At 57.9% G+C, this 25,079-nt stretch carries 24 protein-coding genes; 9 read left to right on the top strand and 15 right to left on the bottom strand.

The features are described 5' to 3' along the window. Positions 1-19: 19 nt before the first annotated feature. Positions 20-922 carry a polysaccharide deacetylase family protein gene (locus ACQK2G_RS11430; protein WP_425405159.1) on the top strand — a complete coding sequence of 301 codons (903 nt, stop codon included), beginning with the start codon at positions 20-22 and terminating at the stop codon, positions 920-922. 79 nt (positions 923-1,001) lie between these two features. On the opposite strand, the gene ACQK2G_RS11435 is transcribed toward ACQK2G_RS11430, so the two are convergent. Continuing rightward, positions 1,002-1,553 (bottom strand): carboxymuconolactone decarboxylase family protein, encoded by a 552-nt coding sequence (locus ACQK2G_RS11435; protein ID WP_425405160.1) that lies wholly within the window; start codon positions 1,551-1,553, stop codon positions 1,002-1,004. Between the two features lie 170 nt (positions 1,554-1,723). Then, the gene (locus ACQK2G_RS11440) at positions 1,724-2,095 is read right to left on the bottom strand and encodes a hypothetical protein (protein WP_425405161.1); all 372 of its coding nucleotides are present in this window, start codon (positions 2,093-2,095) and stop codon (positions 1,724-1,726) included. Positions 2,096-2,339: 244 nt separating this feature from the next. Between ACQK2G_RS11440 and ACQK2G_RS11445 the strand changes: the two genes are divergently transcribed. Beyond that, a complete protein-coding gene (locus ACQK2G_RS11445; RefSeq protein WP_425405162.1) occupies positions 2,340-2,909 on the top strand; it encodes a TetR/AcrR family transcriptional regulator in 570 nt (189 codons plus the stop codon). Positions 2,910-2,932: 23 nt separating this feature from the next. Here the strand turns inward: ACQK2G_RS11445 and ACQK2G_RS11450 are convergent, their stop codons facing one another. From ACQK2G_RS11450 to ahpC, 3 genes are all read right to left on the bottom strand, one after another. Then, a complete protein-coding gene (locus ACQK2G_RS11450) occupies positions 2,933-5,224 on the bottom strand; it encodes a molybdopterin guanine dinucleotide-containing S/N-oxide reductase (RefSeq protein ID WP_425405163.1) in 2,292 nt (763 codons plus the stop codon). Between the two features lie 255 nt (positions 5,225-5,479). Beyond that, positions 5,480-7,045 carry an alkyl hydroperoxide reductase subunit F gene (ahpF, locus tag ACQK2G_RS11455; RefSeq protein ID WP_425405164.1) on the bottom strand — a complete coding sequence of 522 codons (1,566 nt, stop codon included), beginning with the start codon at positions 7,043-7,045 and terminating at the stop codon, positions 5,480-5,482. 124 nt (positions 7,046-7,169) lie between these two features. Beyond that, positions 7,170-7,733 (bottom strand): alkyl hydroperoxide reductase subunit C, encoded by a 564-nt coding sequence (ahpC, locus tag ACQK2G_RS11460; protein ID WP_425405165.1) that lies wholly within the window; start codon positions 7,731-7,733, stop codon positions 7,170-7,172. Between the two features lie 191 nt (positions 7,734-7,924). Here ahpC and ACQK2G_RS11465 point away from each other — a divergent pair, with 191 nt between their 5' ends. Further along, a complete protein-coding gene (locus ACQK2G_RS11465) occupies positions 7,925-8,827 on the top strand; it encodes a hydrogen peroxide-inducible genes activator (RefSeq protein WP_425405166.1) in 903 nt (300 codons plus the stop codon). Here ACQK2G_RS11465 and ACQK2G_RS11470 read toward each other — a convergent pair. From ACQK2G_RS11470 to ACQK2G_RS11500, 7 genes are all read right to left on the bottom strand, one after another. After that, positions 8,790-9,938, bottom strand: a complete 1,149-nt coding sequence (locus ACQK2G_RS11470) for an acyltransferase family protein (RefSeq protein WP_425405167.1) — start codon at positions 9,936-9,938, stop codon at positions 8,790-8,792. The genes ACQK2G_RS11465 and ACQK2G_RS11470 overlap by 38 nt on opposite strands. Positions 9,939-9,942: 4 nt before the next feature. Further along, positions 9,943-10,935 carry a sterol desaturase family protein gene (locus tag ACQK2G_RS11475; protein ID WP_425405168.1) on the bottom strand — a complete coding sequence of 331 codons (993 nt, stop codon included), beginning with the start codon at positions 10,933-10,935 and terminating at the stop codon, positions 9,943-9,945. Positions 10,936-11,070: 135 nt separating this feature from the next. Beyond that, positions 11,071-11,718, bottom strand: a complete 648-nt coding sequence (locus ACQK2G_RS11480) for a DUF6064 family protein (RefSeq protein ID WP_425405169.1) — start codon at positions 11,716-11,718, stop codon at positions 11,071-11,073. Further along, a complete protein-coding gene (locus ACQK2G_RS11485) occupies positions 11,715-12,641 on the bottom strand; it encodes an aldo/keto reductase (protein ID WP_425405170.1) in 927 nt (308 codons plus the stop codon). Before ACQK2G_RS11485 ends, ACQK2G_RS11480 begins: the two co-directional genes overlap by 4 nt. A gap of 93 nt (positions 12,642-12,734) precedes the next feature. After that, a complete protein-coding gene (locus tag ACQK2G_RS11490) occupies positions 12,735-13,982 on the bottom strand; it encodes an NAD(P)/FAD-dependent oxidoreductase (protein ID WP_425405171.1) in 1,248 nt (415 codons plus the stop codon). 147 nt (positions 13,983-14,129) lie between these two features. After that, positions 14,130-14,363, bottom strand: a complete 234-nt coding sequence (locus ACQK2G_RS11495) for a YdcH family protein (protein ID WP_425405172.1) — start codon at positions 14,361-14,363, stop codon at positions 14,130-14,132. A gap of 107 nt (positions 14,364-14,470) precedes the next feature. After that, complete coding sequence (locus ACQK2G_RS11500) at positions 14,471-15,592, bottom strand: hypothetical protein (RefSeq protein ID WP_425405173.1); 1,122 nt, start codon at positions 15,590-15,592, stop codon at positions 14,471-14,473. 387 nt (positions 15,593-15,979) lie between these two features. On the opposite strand from ACQK2G_RS11500, the gene ACQK2G_RS11505 reads away from it, so the two are divergent. After that, on the top strand, positions 15,980-16,930 hold the full coding sequence (locus ACQK2G_RS11505) for a LysR family transcriptional regulator (RefSeq protein ID WP_425405174.1): 951 nt from the start codon (positions 15,980-15,982) through the stop codon (positions 16,928-16,930). Between the two features lie 138 nt (positions 16,931-17,068). Here ACQK2G_RS11505 and ACQK2G_RS11510 read toward each other — a convergent pair whose 3' ends face one another. The 3 genes from ACQK2G_RS11510 to ACQK2G_RS11520 are packed head-to-tail and all read right to left on the bottom strand — an operon-like array spanning position 17,069 to position 19,456. Then, positions 17,069-17,866: a phytanoyl-CoA dioxygenase family protein gene (locus ACQK2G_RS11510; RefSeq protein WP_425405175.1), complete on the bottom strand. Its 798-nt coding sequence runs from the start codon at positions 17,864-17,866 to the stop codon at positions 17,069-17,071. Positions 17,867-17,894: 28 nt separating this feature from the next. After that, positions 17,895-18,644, bottom strand: a complete 750-nt coding sequence (locus ACQK2G_RS11515) for an SDR family oxidoreductase (protein ID WP_425405176.1) — start codon at positions 18,642-18,644, stop codon at positions 17,895-17,897. Between the two features lie 14 nt (positions 18,645-18,658). Next, complete coding sequence (locus ACQK2G_RS11520) at positions 18,659-19,456, bottom strand: alpha/beta fold hydrolase (RefSeq protein ID WP_425405177.1); 798 nt, start codon at positions 19,454-19,456, stop codon at positions 18,659-18,661. Between the two features lie 597 nt (positions 19,457-20,053). Between ACQK2G_RS11520 and ACQK2G_RS11525 the strand changes: the two genes are divergently transcribed. From ACQK2G_RS11525 to ACQK2G_RS11545, 5 genes are all read left to right on the top strand, one after another. Next, complete coding sequence (locus ACQK2G_RS11525; RefSeq protein ID WP_425405178.1) at positions 20,054-21,220, top strand: tyrosine-type recombinase/integrase; 1,167 nt, start codon at positions 20,054-20,056, stop codon at positions 21,218-21,220. Between the two features lie 72 nt (positions 21,221-21,292). Further along, positions 21,293-22,006, top strand: a complete 714-nt coding sequence (locus ACQK2G_RS11530) for a hypothetical protein (protein ID WP_425405179.1) — start codon at positions 21,293-21,295, stop codon at positions 22,004-22,006. Positions 22,007-22,098: 92 nt separating this feature from the next. Then, positions 22,099-22,332: a helix-turn-helix transcriptional regulator gene (locus ACQK2G_RS11535; RefSeq protein ID WP_425405180.1), complete on the top strand. Its 234-nt coding sequence runs from the start codon at positions 22,099-22,101 to the stop codon at positions 22,330-22,332. 893 nt (positions 22,333-23,225) lie between these two features. Next, positions 23,226-24,068, top strand: coding sequence for a hypothetical protein (locus tag ACQK2G_RS11540; protein WP_425405181.1), 843 nt, complete (start codon positions 23,226-23,228; stop codon positions 24,066-24,068). Positions 24,069-24,137: 69 nt separating this feature from the next. After that, a complete protein-coding gene (locus ACQK2G_RS11545) occupies positions 24,138-24,899 on the top strand; it encodes a GIY-YIG nuclease family protein (protein WP_425405182.1) in 762 nt (253 codons plus the stop codon). The last annotated feature ends 180 nt before the right edge of the window (positions 24,900-25,079 follow it).

Below are 25,079 nucleotides of genomic sequence, written 5' to 3' on the forward strand. Positions count from 1 at the left end.
CATTTGAAAGGAACGAGCTATGATCCAGAATCCCATTCCCTGGCCGAACGGCGCGAAATGCGCCTGCGCGATCACCTTCGATATCGATGCCGACAGCTTGATCCATGTGGCACGGCCCGGCGACTCCCATAACCGCCTATACCCGATCAGCATGGGGAAATACGGTCCCGACGTCGCCATTCCACGAATTCTGGAGACCTACAAGCGGCTTGGCATCAAGCAGAGCTTCTTCGTCCCCGCCTGGTGCATCGACCAATACGCGCCGGTGATGGAGAAGATCCTGGAAGGCGGCCACGAGATCGGCCATCACGGGCTTATTCATGAAGACCCGATCGAGACGATGGGCCCGCGTCAGCGCGAAGCCTTCGAAAAGGCGCTTTCAATCCATCGGCGCGTGTGCGGCGGCAAGCCCAAGGGTTATCGCGCCCCGGTCTATAACATTACGCCGCAAGTCGTGGATCTGTTGATCGAACATGGCTTCGCCTACGACTCTTCCCTGATGGGGGATGATATCCCCTATCTACTGGAGAAGGACGGCAACAGCATCGCGGAAATCCCGGTGCATTGGGGCTGCGACGACTGGCCCCCCTTCGCGCATTACGAGGAAATCGGTTACATGATGCATGTACAGCCGCCATCGCTCGGCTATCAGGGTTTCTGGGAGGAATTCGAGGCCCAGTATGAAGCCGGCGGTTTCTTCATGATGATAGTACATCCCTTCCTGACCGGCCGCCTCGCGCGGTGGCGGGTTGTCGAAAAGTGGTTGGAAAACACCTTGGAGACGAAGGATGTCTGGTTCGCCAGACTGGACGAAATCGTCGACTACGTCCGCAGCCTGGAAAAGGCCGGCACCTATACCCCGCGCAAGGATCTGCTTCCCTACTATCCCGAACAGGTAAACCGGGCCGAAGCAGCGGAATAACTCCGATCAACCGGAAAGACCCGCCGCGGATTTCTCCGGGCGGGTCCCATCCTGTCAAACCGCTTTGGGAACCGTGCCGTTACGCGGCGCGCCCGGCCGGTTCGACTTCCGGGAAGTCGATCGGAGTGCCGAACACTTCGTTAACATAGTTGGTCAGCGTGTTCAGCGCGACATGCACAACGATTTCCACCAGTTCCGCATCCGAGAAACCGGCGTCGCGAACCGCCTGCACGTCGGTAGCGGTGACATCGGCCCGGGAAATCGCGACTTTGCGCGCGAAGGCCACCGCGGCTTCCGCTTTCGGGTCTGAAGAACGGCCCCGGCGGTTCGCCTCAATTTCAATCGCATCCAGCTTCAGCATACCGGCAATCGCCGTATGGGCAGCGTTGCAGTAGTTGCAGCCATTCACATTGGCGATGGCAAGCGCGATGCGTTCGCGGGTCCGGGCATCCAGCGCGCCCTTGCCGAGAGCCTCGCTCAAGGAGAGCGTTCCTTCCAACGCCGCCGGACTGTTGGCGATAAGCTTGTAGAGGTTCGGTGCGAAACCGATCTTCTTTTCCACTGCTTGCAGCAGGGGTTGGGAAGCCGCAGGGGCGCTGGCGACGTCAGCGGGCAAATTTACGTTCAACATTTCTCATTCCTTTCGTGGTTTCTGTAACAGAGGTCCAGGTTGATATTCAGGTTAGGCTTTCTCGCGGGGTTATTCGGCCGGTCAGCCGCCTTTCGGGTCCCGCATTGACTGACCGTTGTACCGGTGCACCGGGTGACCTTTTTCGGACTCGGTCCTCGGAGCGCCGAAATTCACTTTTTTGTCCCAAGGCTCGGCCGTAATTCGAACTGGGCCGACAATTCACGTTCCCCTGACAAGGCCCGTATGCAGACATGACGCGGTGTCGCTTTCGACCCGCCGGACAATTGCTCGATCGCCATCACCATCACGGACCGTTCTGTCGGCTTACAAACGCCACCGCCGGTTTGCGGTCTTCCAATGTCGGCGGCAGTGACCTCGGTTCGGATTCTATCGATCGGGACCGGGGCCGTTTGAACGACCCTCACTTCCTCAACCTCCGCGCCAAACCAGTCCGCATCCCATAACTGCTCCACCGCCGACCCGGCGGCGAAGTCCAACGCCAAGGTCAACGCCGTCAACGCTCCTTTAGACATCAGGTTCATGTCCCTCTCCTCTCTCAGACCCGCCTCGAACTCCCCCGTCCAAAGGCTCCAGCGTTTCGTTTCTGCAAACATTAACTGATCGGTTAATCTCATATGCTAAACATTAACCGTTCTGTCAATGTTTGTGGTTCGGAAAACGACTGACGTTTTCGTGATCACAAGCCTTTTCCTTGTTTTCTTGAAACTTTCTGCCATATGTTGACCCGGAAACGGGAAAACCGTTCGGTAATTGTGAAGAGCGAAAATGTCTGAATCTAAAAGAGATCAACTCATCCAGCGCGCCTTATCGGTCTTCTATAAGGACGGGTTTCATGCGGTTGGCATGGACAAGATCGCGAAAGAGACGGGTGTTTCAAAAACCGCGATCTATAAACACTTCAGGACCAAGGACGACCTGATCCTGGCGACGCTGCGCCTGCGGGACGAACAGTTTCGAAATTGGATTATTCGCCGGATCGAAGAGATTGCGGAGGATCCCGCGGAGAGGATCCTGGCGTCTTTCGATGCATTGAAGGAATGGTTCCTGGAACCGACCTATCTGGGATGCATGTTCATCAAGGCATCGTCGGAGTTTCAGGAGCGCGACAGTTCCATCCACGCCATCTGCGCGGAGCATAAACGGATCCTGGAACGCTATCTGATTGACCTTGCGGAAAAGGCGGGCGCACGGAACCCGGACCAACTGGGCGCGCAGATCCTATTGCTGCAGGAAGGCGCCATCGTGGTGGCGGCCCTAATGAATCCCGAAAAGGCCGTAAGCGACGCCAAGGCGGCTGCCGCCACCCTGTTGGAGCAGGCCCTCAGCGCCGCTTAAAAAGGAGGCGGACCCTGCCGCCCCTATTCGATGATAGGCGGATCGTAGGCCCTGCTTTCGGGAATATCGCCGCGCGCGGCCTCGACATCCACAAGGCAACTATGCGCCGTCGGCCCTTGGGCCATGCTGGACGTCCCCTTGTCCAGGGTCAGGACATTCGGGTTGCCGTGCCGGCAGGTATTTCCGTCCGGTTCATACCATGCACCGGTGGCAATCTGAATCACGCCGGTCCGTACATCATCGCTGATCCTGAGCCCCGCGTAACACGCACCGCGCCCATTGAATATCCGCACGATCTGGCCTTCTGAAAGGCCACGCGCAGCGGCATCGTCAGGATGCATCGTCACAGGTTCGCGCCCGTCAATCCGGTCCGCCCGGCTGACGGAGCCGTGGTCCAACTGGCTGTGAAGTTTGGTTCGCGGCTGATTTGAAATCATGTGCAGCGGATAGGATCCGACATTGCCGAGCCATTCGCCCGGCTCAAGCCAGACCGGGTGTCCCGGGCAATCCGCATCACCGAAGCCGGCCACGGTTTCGGAATAGATTTCGATCTTTCCACTTGGCGTCTTCAAGGGATTCGCGTCGGGGTCATCCCGAAACGCGTCGAACAGAACCGCCGGTTTCTCCGGCGGCGGAACCTTCATCCAACCCTTTTGCTGCATCGTGTCCCAATCGGGCAGTTCGAAAGCCGAGCGGGAGGCGGATTGGCGTGAAATTTCGTACATCCACTTCTGCCATTCCTCAGGGCTGCGCCCTTCCGTAAAGGCGTCCTCCAGCCCGAGTTCGGCGGCAATGCCGCGAAAGATGTCGTGGTCGCTCTTCGCCTGACCGATCGGCTCGATCGCCTTGTCCATCACGACCTGATAGGCATCACGCGGATTGAGGGCGAGGTCCGACCGCTCAAGCGTCGTGCTGCAGGGAAGAACGATATCCGCATGACGGGCAAGGCTGTTCCAGCACCACTCGTTGACAATGACGGTTTCCGGCCGCGCCCAGGCTTTCCGCAGGCGGTTCAGGTCCTGATGGTGGTGAAACGGATTGCCGCCGGCCCACCAGACGAGACGGACGTCGGGATAGGTATGGTCCTTGCCGTTGTACCGGAAGCTGCCGCCCGGGTTTTCCAGCATCTCCGAAACGCGCGCGACAGGAATGAATTTGCGCACGGAATTCTTGCCCTGGGGGAAGGACGCGAAGTGCATTTTCCGCAAACTCTGCCCCACCTTGTTGGTGGCGGAGTATCCGAAACCGATGCCGGTGCCCGGCAGGCCGATCTGCCCCAGCATGGCGGCCAGGTTGATCGCCGCCCAATAGGGTTGCTCCCCATGGTCCTGACGGGTCAGCGACCAGGAGATCGAGATCATCGTCCGCTGCGACGCCATGCGCCTCGCCAATGCGCGGATCTCATCGGCAGGCAGTTCGCAGATTTCCGACGCCCATTCCGGCGTTTTGGCAACACCGTCTTCCTCACCCGCGAGATAGGCGGCATAACGGTCGAACCCGACCGTATATCTGTCCAGAAATGCCCGGTCGTGCAGCCCTTCCGACAACAGCACCTGCGACAGGGCAATCATCAGGGCGGCGTCGGTGGACGGACGCGGCGACAACCACTCGGCCCCGACCGAGTCCAGCAGATCCGATCTCAAGGGGGAAACATTGACGAATTTCACGCCCGCCTCGTGCGCGGCAAGCAGGCCCTGTTTCTGAATGTGGCTGCCCGTCCCGCCCTGGGAAATCTGTCCGTTCTTCAGCGGAACGCCGCCGAAGGCGACGAAAAGCTCGCAGGCTTCCGCAATCGAATCCCAGCCCGTGCATTCGGCTAACAGTTCGTAGAATGAGCCCAAAACATGCGGCACGATGACCTCGGCCGCCGCATAGCTGTAGGTATTCACCGAACTGGTGAACCCGCCCAGGCAGTTCAGGAATCGTTTCAACTGTCCTTGCGCGTGATGGAATCGGCCGGCGCTGGCCCAGCCATAAGAGCCGGCATAGATCGACGCATTGCCGAACTCGGTTTTGACGCGCTTCAACTCGGCGGCGACCAACCGGTTGGCTTCGGCCCAAGTCACCTCTACGAAAACGTCCTCGCCGCGTTTCTCGCCGGCGGTGCCGGGGCCGCCTTCCAACCAGCTCTTGCGCACCATTGGCGCCTTGATCCGGGTCGGCCCGTCGAGGACATCGACGATTCCATGTCCGATGGGCGACGGATCCGGATCCTCCGCGAAGTCCTTCATGCCGGTCACACGTCCGTTTTCGACGGAGACATGATAGGTTCCCCAATGAGTGGCGGTGATCAGATCACGGTTGCGGATATCCATGGTCAACTGTCCCTTCAAGAAATTCCGGCGATTGTACTCTCTGCGGGACACAGAACAATTGACAACTATCGCCGCTGGGGAACACTGCCCTTTCCCTGGCAGCCGATAAGTCCAACAACGAAGAGGGCGCTGAAATGATCAGCGCCCTTAGGGTTTCCATGAGCTGTCCCCGACCATCCTATCGGCGCCGTTCGTCGGGGTGACCGCCCGCACAGCAGCCACCCCTCTGATGCAACCGAAGCCGGCCGGGGCTTCTTATTGTTGGAAATTCTTCAGCAGGTAATCGAAGGCGGACAGGGCCGCTTTCGATCCTTCACCCATTGCGATGACGATCTGTTTGTAGGGAACGGTCGTCACGTCACCACAGGCGAAGATGCCGGGAACATTCGTTTCGCAGCGCTCGTTCACGATGATCTCGCCGAACTTGCTCTGCTCCACGACGTCCTTCACGAACGCGCTGTTCGGCACCAGACCGATTTGAACGAATACACCGGCAAGGTCCTGCTTGCGCACTTCGTCGGTCGCGCGGTCCTTGTACTCGATCGCCGTGACCTTGCCGCCTTCCGCAATGATCTGCTGCGTCGCGGCGTTCTTGACGATGGTGATATTGTCCCGTGCCTCAGCCTGATCGACCAGGATCTTGTCGGCCTTCAACTCGGGCAGGAATTCGAACACCGTGACCGATTTTACGATACCCGCCAGATCCAGGGCAGCTTCGACGCCTGAATTTCCACCGCCGATAACCGCAACGTCCTTGCCTTTGAAGAACGGGCCGTCGCAATGCGGGCAATAGGCCACGCCGTTGCCGATGTTTTCCTTCTCACCGGGGCAGCCCAGTTCTCGCCATTGCGCACCGGTAGCGATGATCAGGGTCTTCGCGTCGATCACTTCGCCGGAGGTCAGCGTGACCGATTTCGTCTCGCCGTTCTCCACTTTCTCAACGGAGAAATGTTCCTTCAGGGTGATGTCGTATTCGCGCAGATGCGCCATCAGGGCGTTGGACAGTTCGGGCCCGGTCGTCTTCGGAACGGAAACAAAGTTCTCGATGCCGAGGGTGTCCTTCACCTGCCCGCCGACCCGGTCCGCAACCACCGTCACCTTCAGCCCCTTGCGCGCCGCATAGATCGCCGACGCGACGCCGGCCGGCCCGCCGCCTATAACCAGGACGTCCTGCAGCGGCATCTTCTCGACAGGCGCGGATTTGGCCGCCGACTTTGGTTTCGTTTCCATCAGGCGGTTGACCAGGATCGAGGCATCGACCTTGCCGTTCGCGAACACGTCACCATTCAGATAAACCGTCGGCACACCCTGGATGTTGCGCTTTTCGATCAACTCCGGATAAAGCCCGCCATCGATCATCTCGCAGGTTATGCGCGGATTGAGGACAGCGAACTGGTTCAGCGTCTGAACCACTTCCGGACAGTTGTGGCAGCTCAAGCTGACGAAGACTTCGAATTTAAGATCTTCGTCGATACCGGCAATGATCGCCTTCAGGCTGTCATCCAGTTTGATCGGCGTGCCGGAGGAATGCAGCAATGCCAGCACAAGGGAATTGAACTCGTGCCCGCCAGGAATGCCGGAGAACCGAATGCCGCTGTCGGCGCCGTCGACCTCGAGCAGGAAGCTGATCGGGCTCATCAGCTTTTCCGGTTCGTCGCGCTCGACCACAGTGATGCGCGCGCTGACGGAAGCAACATCGTCCAAAAATTTCTTCAACTCATCGCGTTTTTCATGGCTGCCCGTCTGCAGCACCAGCGCCACGTCCTTGCTCATCGCGGCGGTGTAACCCTTCAAGGCATTCAGAATATCGGGACTCAACATGGCTTTTATCTCTTTTTTGCAAGCGCAGGGGGCGCGTGTCGGGAATCCAAAAGGGGTCGGCTGCTGTCGGGAGGAGTGAAACCCGGCCCCGGGGGAGGAAGGGGCCGGGTTTCCAAGGTCGGACTTAGATCTTGCCGACCAGGTCCAGGCTCGGCGTCAAGGTTTCTTGACCCTGTTCCCAAGCGGCCGGGCAGACTTCGCCGTCATGAGTGGCGACATACTGTGCGGCCTTGACCTTACGCACCATGTCCTTCGCGGACCGGCCGATACCCAGGTCGTGGATTTCGCAGACCTTGATGATGCCTTCCGGGTCGGCGAGGAAGGTGCCACGCAGGGCCAGACCTTCTTCTTCGATCATTACGCCGAAACCGCGGGAGATGACGCCGGTCGGGTCACCGATCATCGGGTAGTTGATCTTGCCGATCGCATCGCTGGTGTCATGCCACGCCTTGTGGGTGAAATGCGTGTCGGTCGACACGGAGTAGACTTCGACGCCCAGGCCCTGCAGCTCTTCGTAATACTTCGCCATGTCTTCCAGTTCCGTCGGGCAGACGAAGGTGAAGTCGGCGGGATAGAACACGAAGATCGACCACTGGCCTTTGACGTCTTCGGACGTGACCGTCTTGAATTCGCCGTTGTGGAAGGCCTGCGCCGTAAATTCGGGGATCGGTTTGTTGATCATGCTCATGGATTACATCTCTCAAAATTAAAGGTTCATAGGGTCTCGCGGGACCCCGACGTGCGGTGACGTCGATGCGCGCTATATGCCCCCTTGCTGCGACGCAATAAAACGATATATATTGGCCAATATGATCGATTTTTTCGATTACTAATGTGGCTTGAACTTCAAAGGTTTGTGCGATGCAAAACCTGCCGACAATGAAACAATTACAATATCTTTCAGCCTTGGCCGAACATCTGCATTTCGGCCTCGCAGCAGAATCCTGTTTCGTCACCCAATCCACATTGAGTGCAGGCATCCGAGAATTGGAGGAGGTCCTTCAGGCAAAGGTCGCCGAACGCACGAACCGGTCGGTCATCATCACGCCGTTGGGGGAACGGCTGACCGCAAAAGCGCGGGAATTGCTGCGCGGGGCGGAGGAGATGTTGGACCTTGCCCATAGTGCGTCCGCGCCCCTCTCCGGCCCGCTCAGACTGGGTGTCATTCCAACAATCGGGCCCTATATCCTGCCCGCCGTCCTGCCCTCAATTCACCGAAATTTTCCCGGCCTGGAGCTGTACCTGCGGGAAGATTATACGGACCGCCTGCTGGAACGATTGCAGGACGGAAGATTGGACCTGCTGTTGCTCGCACTTCCCTATGAGATGGATGGCGTGGAAACGGAACTTCTGTTCGAGGAAGGATTCGTCCTCGCCTGCCCGACAGGCCATCCCTTGGCCGAAGAAGTGTCGGTGGATACCAGCGCATTCGCCGAACAGCCCCTGCTCTTGCTTGAGGAAGGCCATTGCCTGCGGCGACACGCACTGGAAGCATGCAGTCTCGAGGGGCGCTTCAAACGCAAGAATTACGAGGCGTCCTCCATGCAGACCCTGGTTCAGATGGTGGCGCTCGGCATGGGGATCACCCTGTTGCCGCAAATGGCGGTCGAAGCGGAAATCACCAAGGGGCTCGATATCTCATTGGTCCCGTTGAAGGAAGATATCGGCACAAGGCAGATCGGGCTCGTCTGGCGCAAATCTTCCGCCCGTGAATCGGAGTTTCGAATACTCGGCGATTTGCTGCTCAAGGCGGGGCCGAAGAAATCCTCCGAAGGGACCTGAGCGCCCGCCGCGGCGAGCCGGCCTCTGTCTGCAACAACTCACGAAGGCGCAGCAAAGCCGCCCTGAACCTGCGCAGCGGGACTTCAAACAAAACCGCGAAGAGGAAGCAGGTCGCGAGCGTAAAGGTCAGCAACAGGCCGTCCCGTGCAAGGGCCGACCCGTCATTGGGCAGAACGGCCTGCCAGAATTGCAAGGCCGGGTAATGCACCAGGTAGATCGAGAAGCTGGCCCCGGCGAGCCATGAAACAATCCGGTTCAAGCCGTCCGGCGCCGTCACGCGGTTGAACAGTGTCATCGCCCCGGCGAGATGCGCGAAGACCAAAAGGCCGAGCAATCCGTTCCAGACGAACTCGTTGGAAAAACGCAGCGCGGCGACATTCCCCTGCCCCAATCCCGCAACCGTCACCGCCAGCAAATTGTCCGGCACATCGAGGGCAAGCGAAAAAACGTACACGACCAAGGATCCGCCAAAGCCGGCCATCGCCGAACTCAAACCGGAAAGCGCGGAGGGGCCGCGCCGATACAGCCAGACGCCCAGCAGCCAGGCAGGCATCAACAGCAGCGGCTTGATGCCGATCAGCAGCAGAAACAGGGCCAGTACAAGAAGCCGTCTGACCCCGGACAGATAGGCGGTTATGCCGAACAGCGCGTAATACGCCGCTTCGTAACTCAAGGACCAGAACGGTCCGTTGGTACCCGGCCGAAAGGCGTTGCCGCTCCATTCGGTGGTAAAGCTCATACTCCTCAGCAGGACCTCCCAGATCGGCGCGGGGTTCCACCACCAACCGTCATAACCGGCCGGATCGAGACGCGAACCGAGGAAATCCAGCAGAAGGGTCAGCAGAATTGCGGGCAGAACGACGGAATAAAGTCGTGTCGCGCGGGCAAATATGAATGCCGAACCAGACTTGTCCCTCTCCCGGGCCGCATAGGCGATGACGAAGCCGGAGATCACGAAGAAGACAATGACCGCGTCGCTCCCCAGGTTCCATTCCCGAATAAAAAGATAGTCCCCCCGCGTGAACCGCTCATAGGCGAAATGAGAGAGCAGCACGACGAAAGCCGCGGCAAATCTCAACAGGTTCAGATAGAAGGAAAACCCCTGCGTCATCTTCCTATCTCCGCCGCGTCGAGAGATGGAGGATTCGTCCCGGGCTCGAAAACAGCGTCAAAGGCTGGATAAGAGCGTCCTTCAAACTGCCATGGGGCTGCGGCAGCGGCCTTCCCTCCGCGTCGGAAAGACCGAACTCCAGGGCCTCGGCTTTCCGGGGAACGAAGAGTGTTCCGAACATCCAGTCCCAGATCGCCAGCACCTCACCGTAGTTCTTGTTGTGATGCGCCGGCGCGCGGCTGTGATGAATTTGATGCTGCGCCGGAGAAATCAGAACATGCTCCATGATCCACCCGTAACTCAGCCAGATATGACTGTGACGCAGGTTGGAGCCGAGAAGGTTGAACAGGAAATAGAACAGATTGATGCCGATAACGGTCGTGATGGATACCGGGCCGAAGAAGAGTGCGAGCAAACCGCCCTGCAGAATGCCGTAAAATGCGCCGCGCACCAAAGACGAAATCAGATCGTAAACCGGATGTTTCCGATAGGTGGTGATCGGTGTCATTACCTCGGCACTGTGATGGACCGCATGGAACGGCCAAAGACAGGACGATTCATGATGTAGACGGTGCACCCAATAGACGCAGAAATCGTTGACCAGCAAGATGGACAGACCGACCAGTATCGGATTGGCGGATTCACCGCTACCGCTTGCACCGCCCATCACACCCAGCATCGACACCGAGACGGCGTTGGTAACGGCAATCTGGTTGAATAGCCCGAGGAAGGTCAGCACCCGCCCCAGGGCAAACAGTTTGATATCCAGCAATGTCGAGGCATGGCTCCAAACCTCCCGCGGCAAAAGCCATGTCAGAAAGGATTTGTTTGGTTTCGCGGCCAGATAGACCGCGAAGGCGATGACGACGGTCGCGATCAGATAGATCGGAAACAGCCGTACGCCCGGCCCTATCAATACGCTCGCAAGGTCTTCCATGTCGGCCAGACTGCAGTCCCAGTTATTGATGCTCGGATCAGCATGGCCGCTCTCGAGCAAGCGGCCCCGCCCTAATACATAGTCCGGGCACCGCCGAGACGGGCGGGCAATTTGTCGGCATTTGTCTGGGTTTTTGCGGGCATTTCAGCCCGTCGGGTGTCGTTCCTATCCCGAACCCGGGAAACGGCACGGACGTCAGAACCGAAGGCGGCGAAAGACCAGCAGCCCAAGCACGACAGCGCCGGCGAGCACAAGAACCATGTCCTCTCCAAGGCCCAGCACATTGGCCCGAACCCCCTCCCAGCCCAGCAGAATGACCGGAATGGGCAAAAGCCAAGACGGGCTGCGGACGTGATTGATCAGCAGCAGGGCAAGGGTTGCCGTGATCGTCGCCAACGGCATGACGCCGATCGCTTGGGTCGGAACAACAGCCTCCTCAGGGAACATGCTCATGGTCGGACCGATCAACGCCGCGAGCGCCAGGGCGGCCAGACCGATCCAGCATCCGGCGGATCGAAGGTCGAGCTTCGGACGGAAATTTCCGGTACCGATCCCCCAAATCGCAATCAGGGCGGCCTGAACCAACGAGGCCCATCCGAAGTACGTCCCGGCCCAGTTCAGTGGCTGATAGGTCTGCCAGTAGAACCCAACGCCAATCCACCCCCACAGCAATGCAAGGAAAACAGCAGCAGCCCTATTCCCGATATGCCCCCCCGCGCGCCCGAAGAGCAGGAAAACAGCGACGGCAAGCAGAGTGCAAATCTCGATCGGCAGATAGGCGCCGCCATATTCCGCGGTCACATAGGCGTAAACCTCGGCCGAATATGGAATAAGGCGGTTCACAGCGCCTCCACGTAGCGGATCATGCGTTGCCGCGTCTCGGCATCGGGAACCTCCCCTTCCATCGCCCGCATGTTCTCATCCATATGCGCGACCTGTGTCGTCGCTGGGATGGCACATGTCACGGCCGGGTGCGAGATAATGAATTTCAACAGGAATTGGGCCCAGTTCTCGATACCGAACTCCCGCGCCCAATCCGGCAACGGCTTGCCTTTCAGCGCGTCAGGCAGAGCACCGCGCCTGAAAGGCCGGTTGACGATCACGGCCTTGCCCAGATCCGCCGCCATCGGCAGAAGACGGTCTTCCGCCTCGCGATCCAAGATGTTGTAGGTCAATTGAACGAAGTCGACCGCATCGCTTTTCATCACCTGCGCCATTTCTCCATGCCGGGACCCATGCGAGGTGGTCAACCCGACATAACGGACCCTCCCCGCCTGCTTCTGGTCGGCGAGCATCGGTAGATGGGCTTCCCAGTTCACCAGATTGTGGACCTGCATCAAGTTGAACCGATCGATACCCCAGAGCCGGAAAGACTCCGAAAGCTGGCTCGGTCCTTCTGCACTGCTACGCGTCCAGATCTTGCTCGCACTGAACAAGCCGGTCGTATCCCCCAATTGTTCGAAACAGTGGCCCAAAACCTCTTCCGAGGTGCCGTACATGGGCGAAGAATCGATCATGCCCCCGCCATGACGGAAGAAGCTGCGCAGTACTTCGGTTCGCTGCGCCCGTAAGGCCGGCACGGGACCAACATTGAAGGTGACCCATGTTCCCATGCCGACGGCCGGCAGCAACTCACCCGAGGCCGGTATTCGTTTCGCCAGTTTCTTCTCGGATGCGGTTCCCGCGGAAGGAAACCCCAACAACGATGCCGTGATACCCGACAGGCAACCGGTCAGAACAGCGCGGCGGCGGACGGGAAACTTCATCACACTCTCCCATACAAATAATCTGTCAGGACAAAGATAGTGTGATCGGCGTGGGTTTCACCCGCGTCCGTATGGCGCAGATATTGGGACGCGCTACACCGGCGCGTGCCCGGAATCGCGGTTCAACCAAGCCAGAACGCCCTTCGCCGCCGCAACGCCCGTGGCGAAGGTGGCCTGCAGCAGATAGCCTCCCGTCGGCGCTTCCCAGTCCAGCATTTCACCGGCGGCAAAAACGCCGGGCAAGCGCTTCAGCATGAAATTTCCGTCCAATTCTTCAAGCGCAATACCGCCAGCGGAGGATATCGCGCGCTCGATGGGCATCGTGGCGGTCAGTGTGATCGGGACCGCCTGAACGAGATCCGCCAATGCATGAGGATCCCGCGGCAGGGCAGGCCCCACGGCCTCCCGCATCAGATTGACCGCGATCGGCGGAAGGCCCAGGGAACGGCGTAGAAAATCGCTCTGCGAGTGTTTTCCGCGCGGTTTGCCGAGACGCTGCAGGACGTCTTCATGCGACCGATCCGGCAGCAGATTGACGTGCAGCACCGCCGATCCGTCACGGGCGATCCGCTCCCGCAACAGAGAGGACAAGGCATAAACCGCGCCGCCTTCGATGCCCTGCTCGGTCACCATGGCATCACCACGCGCCGTTTGTCCGGCGCAGGTCAAAGCGACGTTCTTCAAGGGCTGTCCCTGAAACTTCTTCCTGAAGATATCACTCCAATGGACCGCAAAACCGCTATTGGCGGATCTCAACGGCGCAACGGCGACGTCCATTTCCGCCAAGATATCGACCCACGCCCCTGTGGATCCGAGGCGCGGCCAACTTCCGCCGCCAAGGGCGAGGAGGGTCGCATGCGGTTCGACCCGCTCCAAATCTCCACCTTCTCTGCGGAAAAGAAGTGCGCCCGCCTCGTCCCATCCCCGCCATTCCGTTCGGAAGCGGAACACACATCCCTGTGCCCGAAGTCTTTCCAACCACGCCCGCAGCAAGGGCGCGGCTTTCATCGCCGTCGGGAAAATCCGCCCGCTGGACCCGATGAAGGTCGGCTGTCCCAATCCTTCGGCCCAATCCCGCAGCGCCGTCGGCGGAAAGGCCTCGATGACCGGCGTCAGGAAAGGACGCCCGGCCCCGTACCGTTGCAGGAATGACGCAAGCATCTCGGAATGGGTCAGATTCAAGCCGCCCCGACCCGCCATCTGCAGTTTACGCCCGAATGTCGGCATGCGGTCGTAGACGGTGACCGCCAATCCGGCGCGGCTCAATAGTTCCGCTGCGATCAATCCGGCCGGACCGCCACCGATCACCGCAACGGTTAAATTTTCCGCTGTATCACCCATGGCGCCGTTATCCATGGCAGGACTGCTCAGGACAAGTCCGTATCAGGCGGAAGATGACACTTGGCACCAAAGAAAAAGCCCGCCTTTCGACGGGCCTTCTGCTGATTTTCGCGAGGTGTTTCGCTGGCAGGCCCCACTTTTTCTCAATCAATCAAGAAAGGTCACGATCTCATCGAGAAGTGCGAGGCGTTGTTTCTTGAGTTCCTCAAGATGCATGTCGTCCATCGGCTCGATATTTTCCTCTCCCCGATGAATTTCCCGATTGATGCGATGATGCGTATCGCAAAGCTTCGCGAAATGGGCATTCTCCGCTTTCAATGCGTGAATGCGATCCGCATGTTCAGGAAACTCCTCGGCGATATCGTGCGGTGTATGCGTCATGATGATCTCCCCTTTTGAACGAATGTTGGGAAGAATTTCCATGCATGCTCCGCGATCGTCATTGATGCTGGTCAAGTCCGTGTCGAATTTCCGCTGCCGCCTGCCCTTTACAGGTTGGGAAAGTAATCCTCACAGGTGCCTTCGCGATACACATCGGCCGTGCAGCAATGGAGACCGCCGCCGAAGGCATAGGCGTCCCGCAACTCCACTTCGACCACTTCCATGCCAAGCTTGTCCATTTGCTCGGCCTGATACACCTCGCTCTTTTCGACGCAGACCGTTCTTGGGTCAAGAACGAGGACGTTCATGCTGAGCCAGACGGAGGAGTAGCAAAGCGCCGGCGGCTGGTTATGGGCAGGCTGGGCGGCATCGACGATTTCCCAGCCATTGTCATGGAACATCTTGCGCTGGTCGTCCGGGAGACGACGCTGCGGGTTGTTCAGGATCAGGCCCGGTCGAAGCGGCGTGAAGGTCGCATCGATATGAATCGGATACGGATCCCCGGGGAAGTTCACGGCATGGACCCGATGCTCCGGGAAATGCCGCCGCAGCCACTCGATCCCTTTCAGATTGGTCGTGAAACCATGCTGAACGACAAGGTCTCGTCCGAATCGCAGCACGTCGGCGGCATCGAACAGCGGCTCCTCTTCCGTCGTGACGAAGAATTTTTCCGCTGTCCATTTCAGCCGTTTTTCCACACCGATCTTTTCCGACAGATAATCCGGCCGGTAATCGGCGTCGGTAAGTCGCGGTTTCGGCGCCGCCTCATGCCGGAAATTGGGGTCTTCTTCCCAATAGCGCTGCATCAACGGGCGATAGCATAGATACTCGAACCACCGGCAGCGATAAGACATCGTCGCTTCCAGTATTTCCGGCCCGACGGTCAACAGCACGTCCCGCGGCGGCATACAGCCGAATTGGCTCGCGGTTTCGAAATCGGGTGTCGTGACCGGTTGAGAAAAGTCTATCGGGGTTGGGCGGTCGACCCGGATGCCCCGTGCTTTCAACTGCTCGGCAAAGCGGTCCAGCAACTCGTTGGCGCGATCGATTGTTTCCTGCGGGCGTCGACCCCATTGGCCTCGCATGTCGCTGTCTTCGGGAACCTTGGCATCGAGAGCCGGTTCCTCGGGCGGGATGTGACAGTCATCCGCACGCCCGACAATCACATGACGCAACGGATCCCATTCATTCCAACTGTTTACGACCGTTGGTTCGCCTGCCTGCGTCATACCTCGACTCCCTCTCCATCCTGGATTTCGGGCATTATCATCACAGGAAGGGAATGAAAACCGAATTGAGGGAGATTGCGTTCCGCCACAACGCATTACCCCTCCCTGAACAGGAGGCACCACATTCAGCGAGCCCCTATGATAGAAACGTAGGGTGCGGGGAAAAATGTCCTCTCTTAGCTCCGGCGAAGCTTGGCTGAAAACCTGGGCTTTCCAGGCCTTGCCAGGCCCTTGTCGCATCATGCACGGAGCCATAAAATACAGGGGCGGCCTTCGCGAAGCGATAGCCATGCTTGTCGATTTCCCTGTCGGCGCATCCGGCGAAACGCCTGAACGGTGCCAACTTCCGGCACCGCTCTTAGTCACTCTCTGAAGGCATTGGTCCAAATGTCGCGTATTGATTGGGATCATCTTCGATACGTCCTTGCGCTTGGTCGCGCCGGCACGCTTTTGGGCGCGGCCGAAATGCTCGGCGTCAATCATACGACGGTGCTGCGGCGTCTCGATGCTCTCGAGAGCCAACTCAGCACTAGGTTGTTCGACAGGCAACGCACCGGTTACGAGCCGACCGATGCCGGCTTGACCCTTCTCGAGAAGGCGCGATCCATGGAGCAGAAGGCCGATGAGATCGAACGGCAGATCCTCGGCGCCGACCGGACGCTCGAGGGGCCTCTACGCGTCGTGACCGCCTTCGCGGTCATGGAGCACCTCTTGGCGGAGCCCCTTGCCGAATTCGTCAGAGCCTATCCAAGCATCGAGGTCGAAGTGGTCGAGAACGCGGTCCTCAGCGATCTTTCGAGCCGCCGCATCGACCTTGCCCCCACCTCCAACAGACGCGAGGCGGACGTTGCCGTACGCCTGTCCGCTCAGGTTTCGGAACACCTGTTCGGCCGGCAACTCGGCATGACGCAATACGCCGTATACGCATTGCGGGGGGAAAACACGCTGCCGCAGGTAATCACGCCGGTGGAGACATTGATCCGGACCGCGCCCTGGGTGACCTTCGAACTGGACCCTGCGACGCGGGTCTACGACAGGTGGACGCAAACCAACCTGGCGGAGGCAAATGTCGTCGCCCGCGTTGATTTCTTCAATGCAAAGGCGGCAATGCTGCGGACAGGCATCGGCGTGGGATTCCTACCGACATTCATGGAGAAAAACCATCCCGAGTTCATAAGGATATCGGACACGATCCCTGATCTGAGCCTGCCGCTTTGGATCGTGACCCATCCCGACCTGCGCTACACGGCCAGAGTCCGTACCTTCATGAAATTTGTCGGCGACCTGTTGTCGAAACGACTGTGGAACTTGGCCGAACAGGTCAATGATATCCGCTGACCGGGAAAAAACTCGACGCTACTAGCAAATCCCTCGACGGCCGGCTCCCACCCGCCTCGCCGTAAACGGCCATACGCCCAAGGACGAACACCCGCACGCCGGAATGAGCCGGACGTGCAGGCGTTAATCCTTCGTTCCTTAAGCAGGCACTTTTGCCGTCAATAAGCAGTCGTCCGATAGCGGTACAAGCGGACTATGGTCGCGATTGTTGTGGTACTCGGCCCGCTTCTGCTTCGTTGGTGCGTTTTTCACCGAATTTGCATTGATGAACAGCAACGTGCGCGGCCAAGGCGTAACATTGCCGGCCGACGCGTGAAGCAGATTGCAGTTGATAAAGACAGCCGTGCCAGCTTTGCCGGTCAGAGATTCTATACCATTCTCGTCGGCAAGACGTTTTACCGTGTCGCCCTTTACCTCCATGACGGTATAGCCTGTCTTGTCGGGGTCGGCCGCCGTATCCTCGATCTCACCCAGGCGATGAGATCCCGGAATTACCAACATTGGCCCGGCCGTTTCCAGAATGTCATCCAGGAACACGGCGATCATCAACGCATTGGGCGTAGGCATCCCGTCTTCGTAATGCCACGTTCCGTAATCCTGATGCCACCAGAATCCTTCTCCATCAAATCCACGCTTGGGGTTGATGCGAAGCTGATGAATATAGACGTCGTCGCCGACCAATTGCTTGGCCACCTCAATCCAACGCGGATGCCGTGAAAGTTTGTAGAACTCATCGGTATACTTGTCCGCACCGTAGATCAGCCGGGGAGCCTTTCCATTCTTTTCCATGGCAACCTCAGGGCGATCCAGATGCTTGTCCAGTATCTCATCCAAACCGTGTTTCAATACCGCGACCTCCTCGGCAGTAAAGAGCCCTTCCTTCGTCAGGTAGCCTCTGGCGTTGTATTCATCGACTTCTTCCTTCGAGAGATTCATGTCATTCCTCCTTTTTATGGACGGTACACTAGAGACTTATGCCGCCATCAATCGAATACATGCATCCTGTGACGAAGGCCGACTCGTCGGATACAAGATAGACGATGAGCGGCGCGATATCTTCAGGCATGCCCAACTGCCCCATCGGCTGCCTCGCGGCGAATGCCTCCATTGCCTTTTCGGCATCCCCCATGCGGGACAGCCGTTCTCGCAAGGATGGCGAGTCCACGATGCCGGGGCATACAGCATTGCACCGTATTCCGTCGCGAATGAAATCGATGGCAATCGCCTTGGTGATGCCCAGGATCGCCGCCTTGCTCGCGGAATACGCAAATCTGTTGGGCACGCCTTTCACGGTCGAGGCCATCGACGACATGTTGACGATACTGCCCGTTCCGCGCGCCAGCATGCCCGGAAGAAACGCCTTGATCACACGATAGGTGCCCGTCCCGTTGATATCTTGAGTCCGGTCCCACTCCTCTTCCGAGCAATCGAGGATCGTTCCCTCGGACACGTATCCCGCGCAGTTGAAAAGAGCGTCAACCGGCCCGACCGCCTCTGCGACCTCCTGAACGCGGCGACTGTCGGTCACATCCATGACCTCACCGATCACGCCTTCAACCCCCCGCAGCCTTTCCACCGACACGGGGTCCTTGTCCGTCGCCACGACCGCCGCGCCTTCCCTTATCATCGCCAAGGCGCTGGCAAGACCGATCCCCTGGCCAGCACCGGTGACGAATATGCGCTTACCGGATAATCTGCCACACCCGTGTTCCACGCTACGCCCTCCCCTCAAGACCTGTTCAGCCAATCGATCAATATCCGATTGAATTCATCGGGCCGTTCGACGTTCGGGAAATGTTGGCAATCGGCGATCTCGACATATTTGCCACCTGGGATCATTTCCGACATCCGACGATTTTCGCTGGCGGGCGTCCCCTGATCGTTCGCGCCGCACACCACCAAAGCGGGCGGCTTCAATTCGCCCAAGCGCCCCGTGAAGTCGAAGCTGCGCACCGCGTGTACGCAACCGAGGAAGCCGGCGACATCCGTCACCAGAATACTCTCGAAGATCTGACGCCATCGTCCGGGACGCTTTTCCCGAAACTCGGCAGTAAGCCATCGGGCCATGGTACTCTCTGCCAGCGGGGCCAGGGATTGCGCATCCTGCACCGTCCTCTTGCGTTCAATCCAAACGGACTCGGCGGCGGGAACGGAAGCCGGCAGGGTATCGGCGAACAACGCGGACCGGATCAGGTCCGGATACCGGAGGGCCAACGACTGCCCCAGCATGCCGCCGATCGACAGACCGACGAAATCGACCGGCCCGATATCCAGGGCAGTGATGACATGGGCGGCATCGTCAGCGAGCTCATCCATCGTATAGTCGCCGAAGACGGTTTCGCTGGCTCCGTGGCCGCGCATGTCTACGCGGAGCACTCTGTAACCGGAGGCCAGCAATTCGGGAACCTGTTCAGCCCACATCGAACTGTCCGCAGTCAAGGAATGCGCGAGGCAAACCGTTTGTGCGGCGCCCTCGGGTCCGAGGAGATCGAAGTACAATCTTCGATTTTCTTTCGGAAGGAACATTTGCGTTTCCCCTCAATTGTCGAGCGATCTTCACCGACATCAATTTCCCTCCGGCACCGTTCCGAAGGCGGACATACCACGCATCAATTTTTTTTCAGGAACAATGCGGAATACTGCAAGAGAACCTTGCATCTTTGCACAGTGACGGCTGCGGCGAAGGGGCCCCGGTGATGTGCAAACAAAAAGCCCCGCTTTGTGCGGGGCTTTGCTGTTTGGTTTCGGGGACAGGATTGCGGGTGCTCGGGCTTTTCCCTGCGCTCCCAGGTCTCCGCTTTGCTTCGAATGAACCTTGTGCAAGACATGGCTTGCCATGTCTTGCGAGTTCCTGATCCATGGCCCCATAACCAATAAAAAACCCGGCTCGAGGCCGGGTATTTTATTGGTTGCGGGGACAGGATTTGAACCTGTGACCTTCAGGTTATGAGTTAGTTAATTTGCTTATCCCTTGTTTACTCTAAAGTTCTCTAAATTCCTTTTTATCATTATATTTTAGCATGTTATTGGATACCACCTTACGCCAACCCACTCTCAAAATCCTTGTGTTTCGCTGTCAAATGCTTCCTATATGTTTCCTGTAACGAGAAAGGAAGCACATCAATGGCGAAACTAAGCAAGCGCACAGTCGATGCCTTGCAACCTCGGGACAAGGACTATTTTGAATGGGACGACGAGCTGCCGGGATTCGGTATCCGAGTTTGGCCTAAGGGCCGAAAAGTCTACCTGATTCAATATCGGGACAGCGGTGGCCGCACGCGTAGGAAAACGCTCGGAAAGCATGGCGTGGTCACGGCGGAGGAAACCCGCAAATACGCACGCGAGCTTCTGTCCGGCGTGGCTCGGGGGCAGAACCCTTCCGAGGACGCACGCCGAAAACGGACGGCACCGACCGTCGCGGAACTTTGCGAGCGCTTCATGAGCGAGTATGTGCCCTCCCATTGCAAAGCTTCGACGCAAAAGGAGTACCGCCGGAACGTGGACTTGTTCATCAAGCCGCGCATTGGGGCGATGAAAGTGGCGGATGTTGAACGGTCCGATATTGCCGACCTTCATCACGCGCACCGCGATATCCCGTATCAGGCCAACCGGACTCTTGGCGTGTTATCGGTCATGTTCAACCAGGCCGAGGTTTGGGGTCTCCGGCCGGAAGGAACCAATCCCTGCCGGCACGTGAAGAAATACGAAGAGAAAAAGCGCGAGCGATATCTGTCGCCTGCGGAATTTAGCCGCTTGGGACAGACGCTGAGCGAGCTTGAAGCCTCTGGCGAGGAATCCTCGTCCGCGCTCAACGCGATCCGCCTATTGATCCTGACAGGCTGTCGTCTCGGTGAAATCCAGACGCTCAAATGGGAGTATGTTCAGGGCAACAGGCTAAGGCTTCCGGATTCGAAAACAGGCGCAAAAACCATCTACCTCTCAAACGCCGCATTGGACGTTCTATCAAGTATCGAGAAGCTCACCGATAATCCCTACGTAATCACCGGAAAGAAGCCGGGCGCACACTTGACCGACCTGCAACACCCATGGCGCCGCGTACGCGCTCGCGCTGGTTTGGATGACGTCAGAATTCACGACCTGCGCCACTCGTTTGGTGCCAGCGCCGCCCGCATGAATGAAGGAGTACTCATGATCGGGAAACTGCTTGGCCATTCCCAACTGCAAACAACAGCGCGCTATGCGCACTTGGCGGACGATCCGATTGAGAGTGCAGCCGCTCGGGTTTCCGGCCAAGTTGCGACCTGGCTATCGGGGAGCGATTCAACTTGAGTTGTGGAGCACATATAGAAACACGCAGTTTGGCGTGGAAAATGGTTACCGAATGGCGGGACATGCAACACAATGAACTGGGATGAAGGGCTCACACTCCACCAAGCGCGAATCCGGTTTGGCGAACGCAGCCTTGTTGAGCGCTACACTCAAATACGAAAAGCGAACCCCACCTCGGCGTTTCTTCAAGTGATTTCCGATCGGATTGGGTCCATGTCCAACCCCGACAAGAAGGACTCAGTGCCAGTCTTGGAAGATCCGCGATACCTGGAAGCGAGCAAGTTAACCAATGAAGAATCCGAAATTCTCCGACTGCTCAATGAGCGTCTCACCCGCTTCCTGACAAACGGCCAGTTGATTGGCCTCGGCTATGCCCTACCCCGAACACCTGACGCGAAGGCCGTCCAAATCCCACCAGATGTATGGGCAGGCTGGATTCATTGGGAAAAAGACAAGGTTGAAGGCAACGGCCTCAAATTTATCGCGGTCAGAATTGTAAGGCCAGTTGCGCCCACCCAATCCAAAAAGGTCGAGCGGCCAACAGAAACCGCGAAAGGCCGTCCGTCGCGCCAACAGCAGATCGAGGCCGCTTTCTGGGCTCTCGACGAAGAGGGAAGTATTCCCGACCGACCGGAAAACATAAAGGCGCTATTCAACCTTATTCTCGATAAGCTCGACGAACTCTATCCCGACCAGGCCGGTGACCGGCGCGGGCTGAGTGACAAGACGTTATACAAACGTGTCAGCGAATTGGTCGAAACTAAACAATTGAAATCCAAAGGCTAAAGTTCTCAAAACCCTTTTGGGATTTATAGACGTTTTTTGAGAACGCTGGTCAGCGCACGTTCCCTCCATAGCCGCAACAAATGGAGGCAGCAGTGCAGACCACGAACTACGACCATGACGCTGATTATCTGGATCGGCTAATCAATGAGGCCGAGGCCGCCGAGTTTCTCGGCCATAGCATCCGCACTATTCAAAACTGGCGCGTTAGGGGCGGTGGACCGCAGTTCATCAAAGTCTCGAAGCGGTCGATCCGGTATCGCCGCCGCGATCTTATCGAATGGTGCGAGCGACTCCGCTGCGCACATACTTCCGAGGCCGCAGCATGATTGGGTGCAACAGCGAACGTTGTCGCCGGTGCCAATGCATGGTCCTGCACATGTTTGGCTATCGCGCATTCCTTCTGAGCACGACTCATCATTATGGGGTTCCTACTGTTAGCGCTCAGCCGCGCAACAACGGGGGCCACGCATGAAACCGCATACATATATAGCACCCTATGTATATGTAAGGGTTTTGCCTCGGCGGGGCTGGCCGCGCCGCCGGGGATTTTGGGGGCGGATTCCGGAAACAGGTCCTAAGGCAATTGGGATTGGGGAAAGCCTCGGGCATCATCCCGCCTTTCCCCTCCGGTCTCCCCTTAGAGGGGCGGGTGCCTTAAGGGCATCCGCCCCCTCCACTAACGGGTGGTCCCTTAAGCTTAATCTTAAGGGTACCCACCACCGCTACTGCGTGCGTTCCTCAAAGGGCCACAATCCCTTAGGCTCTTCCGAGGCGGTTGCCGCCATGCTCGAACCCCTAAGGGTTCGCGCTCCCTCCCCGCCCCTAAAACCCAAAGCGGCCCCTGCGCGGAGCGCCAACACCAATTCCGCGCGCCCGAAGGGCGCGGCCCATCAAGCGAGTTCGCACGTCAAGGCTCAAGCCTCGAACCTGCGCACAACGTCCCGTGCAACAGGCGCGGCCTAGCTTTAAGGACGTACTCGCGCACAACACAGGCCAGCAAGTCCCGACCCAACTTTGGGAATCGGGCCGAAGGCGTTTCCAAGAACTACTTGAACAAACCAAACGGCTAGCGGACCAGCTTGAGGGTGAAGGCATCGCCGCTCGCCAGGATCGCGGCCAAGTCGTGCTAGTCGGTGAAGTCACAGGCCAAGTCGAAATGCTTAGGGAATTTCGGCCAATCCGCTTTCTTCCTGTCGTCGCCCAGCGAGAGCGACAAGGTATGCTCAATGCACTTATCTACTTTCAGCGGAACGCCGATGGCGGGCGATACATGCGCTATGCGGTAGTGACAGCAGGAAAACGCATCCCCGCATTCGGAGCGCTTCGAGAAACGATTAAGAAGCTAGGGCGTGATGTATCCCGATGGGCCTCTGAAGCACGCGCTCGGTTTGATATCGAAGTCGTGTACCGTGGAACGGAATTCACCGTGAATGCGGAAGGGGAATACCATCCGCACGCTAACGTGCTCTATATACCGCGCCGCAAGCTCGACGACGACGAATGGAGCGAATTCCTGAGCTGGTCGCGGACGCGGTTGGGCGCGCACTGGCGGGATTGCGGCAAGCTCAGCGAGCCGCGAGAGGCCCTTAAGTATCCATTCAAACCGAATGACCTGAATGGCCGCCCCAACCCGGAGATCGCGTGGTTATTCCACGAGTTGTTCCGCATGAAGCTTGCGCAGCCGCTCGGCGCATTCAAAGCCTTCTGGAAAGAGCTGGATACAGAGAAAGAGAAGATCGGTCGCATATACACCCCGGACGGTTCCGGTGGCGAACTTCAGCGCATCAAGAAGCAAGAGCGCGAGGGGGGAGCGGGCGAACCCCGTATACAGGCATTCAAAGAGAACAACCTAATCTGCCGAACGTCACCGCAAGCACGCTTCTCGCCGTTCCTAGAGCCGCTGACGATGGTAGAAAACTATACAGCGACACCTAAGACCGAAGGCGGGAAACATCGGCTACAGTTGCTACAGCTGCGCATGGCCAACGCTCGTGCCGATTGGAACCGCAACGGTGGTCCTGATCCGACCCTACCCAACTACGTAACCTCGCCAGGTAGCTAATTGCGAAATCCAGCGGTTCTGAACACTATGTTCGACCGCTCGAAGTCTATACTTGTAAAGGTGCAGTGAATGTCTGGTTGGCTCTATATATTCCGTGAAAACGGTAACGACCGTATGGTCAAAGTTGGTCGAAGAAAGGGGGATGAAAAAGAAATTCGAGAAAGATTTAGACGAGCCATGAATTGCACAATCCGGGGCCTCTCCGTTGTTGCTCTTTGGAGACTTCCAAATGACGAGCACATACATGCGGAGAGCAAATCTCACCAACAGCTAAGAGAATTCGCATTTGCGCCTGGTGCCAGAGGCCGCGAATGGTTTTGTATTAGTCCCGACGACGCCATTCGTGTTTGTGAATCAGTAATTGGCTCACCGCCTTCACACGTCGCCAGTGATCTTCCGTTCGATTCGATGTCTTTACGTGACTATGACTTCTTCAGACAGAAGAAAAGCAAAGGCCTTCTCAGAATCTGGATACATGAAGAGCAGCGCGGCGATGAATTGCCATCTGCCGTTAAGATTTCTTGCAATGGATGGTGGCCAGAAAACTGGAAGCACAAGACTTACAGCCCATGGCCGTTATCGCCATACGGCTGCTGGACGCCAACACATAAGCCAGTGGATTTCGAGGCCACCCAAAAACTGAATACTCAGACAAGAGAACTGCACTCTCAGATAGCGCACAGATTTGGCGACCCGGAGAGGCACAATAAGGTTATTGGATGGACATATGCTCCGAGTGACGTAATCCAAACAGAGATCGAGGAGGCTGGCTATGAAGCTGTCCCGCTTCTCAAGAATCAACCGCCCCAAGGGTTCGAGTATTCAATGTGACTCCTGAAGCGCAACGCGCCCCCTATAAGGTTCACACTACTAGCCCAACTGTCCAAAATCGGAATGAAAGCGGACAAACGCAGCGTACAGGGCTCACGCGCCTTATTTGCCCCATGCCCGCTTATCCTAGCCCGCCTAGTGCCAGATTGATCTGGCAACATTCACGACGATCTGCAATGT

Origin of the sequence: Hwanghaeella sp., from assembly GCF_965227365.1 — a bacterium.
In the GTDB taxonomy this organism is placed as follows: Bacteria; Pseudomonadota; Alphaproteobacteria; order UBA8366; family Aestuariispiraceae; genus Hwanghaeella.